At 52.1% G+C, this 6,326-nt stretch carries 8 protein-coding genes; 4 read left to right on the top strand and 4 right to left on the bottom strand.

Features of this window, described 5'->3' with window-relative positions; genetic code table 11:
• Nucleotides 1-196, bottom strand: a 196-nt coding sequence (locus ACJROR_RS09240; RefSeq protein ID WP_406546851.1) for a hypothetical protein, incomplete at its 3' end; no start/stop codon positions are given.
• A 341-nt stretch (nt 197-537) separates the two neighbouring features.
• Here ACJROR_RS09240 and ACJROR_RS09245 point away from each other — a divergent pair.
• Both ACJROR_RS09245 and ACJROR_RS09250 read left to right on the top strand, forming a co-directional pair.
• On the top strand, nt 538-1,764 hold the full coding sequence (locus ACJROR_RS09245) for a hypothetical protein (RefSeq protein ID WP_406546852.1): 1,227 nt from the start codon (nt 538-540) through the stop codon (nt 1,762-1,764).
• A 253-nt stretch (nt 1,765-2,017) separates the two neighbouring features.
• Entirely contained in the window at nt 2,018-2,443 is a 426-nt protein-coding gene (locus tag ACJROR_RS09250; protein WP_406546853.1) for a CesT family type III secretion system chaperone, read from the top strand.
• Here the strand turns inward: ACJROR_RS09250 and ACJROR_RS09255 are convergent.
• The 3 genes from ACJROR_RS09255 to ACJROR_RS09265 form a co-directional block, all read right to left on the bottom strand.
• A complete protein-coding gene (locus ACJROR_RS09255) occupies nt 2,438-2,782 on the bottom strand; it encodes a hypothetical protein (RefSeq protein WP_406546854.1) in 345 nt (114 codons plus the stop codon). The genes ACJROR_RS09250 and ACJROR_RS09255 overlap by 6 nt on opposite strands.
• Before the next feature lie 152 nt (nt 2,783-2,934).
• Entirely contained in the window at nt 2,935-3,639 is a 705-nt protein-coding gene (locus tag ACJROR_RS09260) for a hypothetical protein (protein ID WP_406546855.1), read from the bottom strand.
• 96 nt (nt 3,640-3,735) lie between these two features.
• A complete protein-coding gene (locus ACJROR_RS09265; RefSeq protein ID WP_406039891.1) occupies nt 3,736-4,212 on the bottom strand; it encodes a hypothetical protein in 477 nt (158 codons plus the stop codon).
• Between the two features lie 314 nt (nt 4,213-4,526).
• Between ACJROR_RS09265 and ACJROR_RS09270 the strand changes: the two genes are divergently transcribed.
• Nucleotides 4,527-5,522, top strand: a complete 996-nt coding sequence (locus ACJROR_RS09270; protein WP_406546856.1) for a hypothetical protein — start codon at nt 4,527-4,529, stop codon at nt 5,520-5,522.
• A 180-nt stretch (nt 5,523-5,702) separates the two neighbouring features.
• A partial coding sequence (locus ACJROR_RS09275; protein ID WP_406546857.1) for a hypothetical protein occupies nt 5,703-6,326 on the top strand: 624 nt, incomplete at its 3' end.

The following is a 6,326-nucleotide window of genomic DNA, read 5'->3' on the forward strand; positions in this document are numbered from 1 at the left end:
GGGAAATGTCATCCCCGGTGACAATGGTTCGGGCCACGGCTCCGCCGGCCTTCTCCGTAAGCTCCAGCACCTTTTCCGCGGCCAGAGACAGCGTTCCTTCACGTTCTTCCTGCGTAAAGCAGCTCATAAGATGCTCGCTCAGCGTTCGGGCGGTTCTGCATCCTCTGTGAAGACTGAAATGATCAACTTCGATCATGGTTTCCCCTATAAAAAAGACACCAAACAATACCAGATTGCTTATGAAGCTACCCGGCTTCCCCGGCTTGCATTATGTCCGATCTCTGTCAGGCTTTCAATCAGAGGTTGTTGTTTTTATGATAGTAATCAAGTAGAATTTTAATCATCAAAAAGAGAAATTAAAAATGTCGTCTCGATAACGACATTGAATGTAGCGTGTTTTACGATAATTGAAAACCAATCTATCCTGTTATGTGATAATCATGGATTAACTTAACCTTAACAGCCTCCGAAAAACTCCCCGGGGACTATCGCGCTTTACGATAACGAGCATCCTGTCAGGACAAAAAGGAGTCAATTATGACAGATTCCGAAACAGACGCACCTTATAAGCTACCCTTTGATCCCGTATTTCCCGGGCGGAACTCAACGTTTGCGCAGCGATTAAGATTTTGTCTGAATGTTAAGAATGAATCCGTATCCGGCATCCATAGGAAGCTGAACGAAGAGTACGGGATTAAACGGGGCTATGAAACAGTTCTGGGCTGGCAGAAGCAGGAAGGCGAAAAGGATCAGTACCCGGCTATTTACCTCAATGATGCCGTTGCATTAGCCGGGATCTTCAACGTCAATCCCGCATGGCTCTTAACCGGAGAAGGCCCAATCCAAAATTGCTGTGTTTTTACAAATGAAACCGGCTACGAGCATCCCGAAGGACGGAAAATTCTGACCACGGATAAGTTCCGGCAGGAGCTTTCAGGTGTGCAATGCAATTTCGTTCCTGTCTATCTTCCGGAACTGAATCCTTACATTTATGCCGGTGTTCAATCCATGAGCCCGAGTACCGAGCTTATTGCCTTTTTAGCCGCCAGATTCGGCGGACGGCTGGCTAAAAACAGCGTTTATCACAGTCTGCTCCTTAATGTCGTGAGCACTAGCAATGCCGGTCTGTTTCCAAACTGGATGATCTCGCGGCTCACCGCCGGCGGCGTCGACTGGCTCAGAATGTACTATGTGCGGGACAGAACCATGTCTCCGATTTTGAATCCGGGAGATCTGGCTGTTGTAAACACCTTTTTTGAATACAACCAGTATCAGAGGATAAAACTGGTAACTGATCATCTGTATGCCTTTATTTCCGTTTACGGCAGTGTTTTTTTCCGCCGCGTTCAGGTGAACTACAACGGCACCGCCGTGAATCTGATTTCGGGAAACGGCCAGGCCGAGACCGTTCCTCTGAGCGAAATAGACAAGCTGCCAGACGACGATACGCTTCTGAAGGATGGCAAATTCTTCTCGTACATAAATTTTCCGGCTTATATGAGAGAAAAAGATCCCAAAAAGGATGAGCGGGTAAAGGTCTATAACTTTTTGTCGCAGAAAGATGAATATAAGTATTACGAAGAGCATCATTTAAAGCTGCATGACATCCCCAGATACAAAAAACTTTTCCTGATAGGAGAAGTGGTTTACCGAAAGGAATCGCTGTCAGCTGGCGTAGACCCTGCTTTTTCTGCCTTTTCGGCATTATTCGCAAATTTTCAAACCATAGACAGAAGCCGGAACAGCGGCCCTGTCGCTGATTAACATAAGGAAATCCTTCGGGGTTCCTTTTGAGTTCCGGCGGCAGGGGCCTGGAATGCCGGGAAAACGCCGGTTAACAAGGCCGGTTACATGGATTCCGCTGCCGTATTCCAGACGGATATCGGCATTTAGGCCCTTTGGCTTCGGATTTTAGGCCTGATTCCATAAGGGCAGGCGCAGGAGCCGGAGAAATGCGGCTTTGGTGCTGCTCCGTTTTTAAAGAAAGACATTTCAACATGCATTTTAAGGTTAACTCATGAGCTTCAGCGAACTTATGGCGTCCTTTGCCGCCAAAACAGGGATTGAAACCGAGGGCTCCCGGGGCGGCGCCGCTTTCAAATACGAGGATCTTATTATTCTCCTGCAGGAGGCCGGGGATCTTCTGCTTCTGAGAACGGATCTGGGCTTTATCCGCCAGGATGCCGAAAAGCCCCTGCTCCGGGAAGCTCTCAAGGCTAATTTCGCCGGTCAGGGCGCCGGAGGCGCCGTCTTCGCCCTGAACCCCGCAGACGGACATCTCCACCTTCAGTGCTATGACCGCATCAGGGATCTGGATGCCGCGGGGCTGGAAACTCTCCTCCGGAACTTTGCCGAAACCGCCAAGACCAGGACAGACATTATTGATGACTATCGGGCGGCATTTTCAGATGCAGAAAACGCCGCGGATGAGGATAACTCATAGCGGGGTTCCGCTCTCCTCCGCCCGGGCAATCTCCTCATTAATTTCCCGCATCGCTTTCATAAACCCCGGCGTCAGAAAATGCCGGGTGTCGCATGACCACTCCCGGCCGTTATCCCAGCGGAAGGCGTAGTAACGGTTTTCCTTATCGAGAATCAGAAACGGAATGCGGGGAGAGTATCTGAGAAGCCGGCAAACCCTGTCAGCAAAGATCTGCTGAATCCGGGAAAGACAGGCGGGGTTCTGTCCGGCTGCGGCGATAACGGAAGACTCCCGGGAGGCGACGCCCGGCCCCGCTTCTTTTCTGGTGATGATGACTGCTCCGGAAGATGTCTCGGACACGGTAATCTCACCGTGCCGGCCGGTCATCCCCCCGCCCCAGGATTCCCGATAAAACACCAGCCGGGGTTTTTGAAAAAGGCAGCTTTTTCGGAAAAGGCATTTCAGCTTCTTAAAAAAGCCGGAGTTCCCCCCGGACGAAGTCTCCTCCGTCATCAGAGGGCCTTGTCTTCTGAAGAAGACGCGGATTTTTTGTCAGGAGCGGGTTTTACCGGAGGGAACTCCTCCGGACGGCGGCAGTGATTCTCTTCATTGCAGATGACCTCGTCCCGGATAACCTTCCCGTGAGCCAGCCCTTCCTCCATAATGCCCGTTATCTTCTTCATGACGGCGTGGAAGCTCCCGGGGAGCGTTCTTCCGGAATGGGTTGACCAGAATGAGCGATCCGAGCACCGGATATCATAGCTTGTTGTTGGGGCATCCAGCACCTGAAACTCCGGATAAGGGGCATCGCTGAGCTGAAAATCCACCTCCTTCCGGACAATCTCCTCAATGCGGCGGAGATAGGAGATGTCCGTTTCATAAATCTTTATCTCCTGCGGGGCGCTGTGCCACTCCCGGACGTCCCGGGTGATTCTGGCGGTTCCCTCCGGGGTCTTCTCGATTTCAAAGCGGGAAAAACCTCCCCTCATGCCGCCCCCGGATACCTTCCTCAGGCTGATTATTTCATTGCCCGGAGGACAGAAGGCCGGTTTCCCGAAGGCGCTATTGAGCGCCCGGTAAACCGCCCGGAAGGCTCCGGCATGAACCTCATAAAAGGACGAAAGAGCGTTATCCCCGGAGGAAGCGGCAAAGCCCGTCCCCGGGAGCAGCAACACCAAGGCTGTCAGAATTAAGCTGCCCTTTCCCGTTCTCATCATGTTCCTTCCTCCGTTATGATTCCGAAAATCTGTCAGGAAACGCCCGTTCAGAAGACCGCTCTTTCGAAGAACTCATCCCCGGCGGTCTTTGAGCGCCTACTGTCTGTTGTAGTACTTAATGCCGTCATGCGGCCGGAAATAGGTGCGGATATAGCCGTCTCCGGAAACCACCACAAAATCGTTGCCGGCTTCCAGAAAGTAAACATCATCCCCGTCCTTCCTTTGCTTCTTATGGAGGGATTTCGGGTTCTCCGCCACCTCTCCCGCAGCCTGTTCATAAGCTCCCGGGGACGGGAACCCCATCTCCCGGCCGTGCTTCTGGTAATGCTGCTCCCGAAGCTTTTCATTACGGAAACGGAGATGCGCCGTTTTATTATGAGCTGCCGGTTCCTCCCGGGAATCAGCGTTTTCCGCCTGCCTGACGTAATCCAGGGCGCTCATGGTGGCAGCGGGAGAATGGCATCCCCACCATACAGCAACGATAATGGCTCCGATAATGAGATAACTGCGATAGATATACTTTCGCCAGTATTTGACAATCTGTTTGATAATCTGGGTGATATCCTGGTTCATATGATGATTGACCGTACGTAAGTGCCATGCGGCACGGCTCTTTTCAAAAAGGGGCAAGGCAAATTTAAGCGCTGCTTCCCCTCACCTCTGACCGCCGCCTGCCGGAAATTTTAGCATGAACCCGGGGTAACGCCTAAGCTCCGGAACAGTGCCTTGCATCCGGCATCATAAATTGAGGCGGCAAAGCTTGCGGGAGGATCTCTTTTGGCATATGGTAACGAATAGGTTTTGTCCGATTTCGCAGATCCGGGCCTCGGAAGGAGGCTCCCTGACTGCCGGGCTTTTTCATGCTATTCATCTTTATGCCGTAAACAATGCTGGAAGACTACATCAAACACTATGCCGGTTCTCTCGGAGTAAAGCCCGGGGATCAGGCCGCCATCACCCCTGAAGACAACTCCTCCTGCTATGCCATTACCCTGAATGACAGTCTGGTATGCACCATAGAGGAGGCCGCTCCCGAGACCGTTGTCCCGTCCCCCGCTGCCGAAAATCCCGGCGCCGTGTTCCGCTTTTCCGTGGCGTTTTCCGGTTTGACTGAGCCCGAGCCTGCCCCTGATGAGGGCTTTTACCAGGATCAGCTTAACAGCTATGACGTTATGAGCCGGCGGCTTCTTAACACCCCGGGTCTGGCCCGGGTCTCTCTTATGATCGTGCCGGAAAACGCCGTTATCGGACTTAAGGAGGATCTTCCGGAGGCCGGACTCACTCCGGAAATGTTTGTGAGCCGCCTTAACGAGTTTATTGACACGGCTCTTTACCTTTCCGGATCTCCGGCCTCCGGGGAAGACCGCGGAGAAAACGAAGGCGATGACAGATCTGATGTCGGCGCGGCCCCGGCTCCGGGCAAGGGGGCCGCCCGGGTCCGCGAGGCCTATCTCGCCCTTCTGGCCGCCATGGACATCACCGAGGAGAAACTTGAGGAAACCTGCGGCCGGCTTCAGGTATCGCAGAGCTTCGGAACAAGTATTAGCTTTTTGGAGGCCTCCGGCTGTCTCCTTATCGAGAATTCCATAACAGGGGATCTTTCCTGCAAAGCCATGGCCTTCCTTCTTTCTGAAAACGCCCGGCTTAGCCATCTCTTCCGGTTTGATTACCGATCCCAGTCCCTGCGTCTCTGGCAAATACTGGATCTCACTCAGGCAAGGCCGGATCATGCGGATCTGATCCCCGATTTTGAAACCGCCCTGTACCGTCAGGAACAGCTTCTTAAGGATGTTTATGACAGCCTCGGGGATTTTAAGCCGGAAGCAGAGCAGACCCCGTTTATGAATTTCACTCCCGGGGGCATGATTTTTATGGAGGTATAGCCCGCTGTCTCCCCCTTAAAAATGGAAACTGCGCTGACAGCGTTCCTGCTGCGCTCTTAGCTTGCTGCCTTTCTACCTGTAACCTTTGCGGATGTCGGACGTTAACCTGTCAGCGGTGCCATAAAAGCCAGCGTTCGCACCGCCCGCTGTCATGATTCACTTTGTTCGGAGGATAATGCCATGACCGATGTTAATTTCAGCAGAATGACCGCAGCAGAGCTGCAGAATTATGATTTCCGGACAAATAATCAGCAGAATCGCTTCGATGCAGATCGCATCAATACCCTGATGAAACAGGAGGGAGCCTTTACTCTTGATGATCAGGGACAGCTTCAGGTAATAAATCCTCCCGCCAGAAGAGATAACCGCTTCGTAAGATTTATCAAGGGACTTTTCAGCAGCTCCTACAAGACCCAGCAGGCGAATCTGGATCGTATGGAGAACCTCCAGAAAAATACCAGCTTTAACCAGATTCTGAGAGAAAGTCTGGTAAAGGCCATGACCGGGAAGGAAGTTCCCAGCGCGGATAACGTCAATGAAAACCAGAGCAAGCGTGCCCGCATTCTTTCCCTCCAGCTCAGAGACCGCTTTGAGAACAATAACGGCAGGGTGAGCATCAGCGACATTAAGCAGGCCTCAAAAAATACCGACTCCTTCATCAACAGTATCTCACATGCCGCCAATACCATCCAAGATAACAAAATTTCCGGAAGCAGCATTGCTTTCAAGGGGGAAGCTCTGAGCCCTCTGGATTTCATAAAAAAATTCGATGGCGGCATGGCTAACAATGACAAAAAACTGCTC

Source organism: Succinimonas sp. (assembly GCF_045225735.1).
GTDB lineage: Bacteria > Pseudomonadota > Gammaproteobacteria > Enterobacterales > Succinivibrionaceae > Succinimonas.

Bases quoted from the DNA above. Each gene is read 5' to 3' on its own strand.
- ACJROR_RS09245 (WP_406546852.1), top strand. From the start codon at position 538: ATGACAGATTCCGAAACAGACGCACCTTATAAGCTACCCTTTGATCCC.
- ACJROR_RS09250 (WP_406546853.1), top strand. From the start codon at position 2,018: ATGAGCTTCAGCGAACTTATGGCGTCCTTTGCCGCCAAAACAGGGATT.
- ACJROR_RS09260 (WP_406546855.1), bottom strand. From the start codon at position 3,639: ATGATGAGAACGGGAAAGGGCAGCTTAATTCTGACAGCCTTGGTGTTG.
- ACJROR_RS09265 (WP_406039891.1), bottom strand. From the start codon at position 4,212: ATGAACCAGGATATCACCCAGATTATCAAACAGATTGTCAAATACTGG.
- ACJROR_RS09270 (WP_406546856.1), top strand. From the start codon at position 4,527: ATGCTGGAAGACTACATCAAACACTATGCCGGTTCTCTCGGAGTAAAG.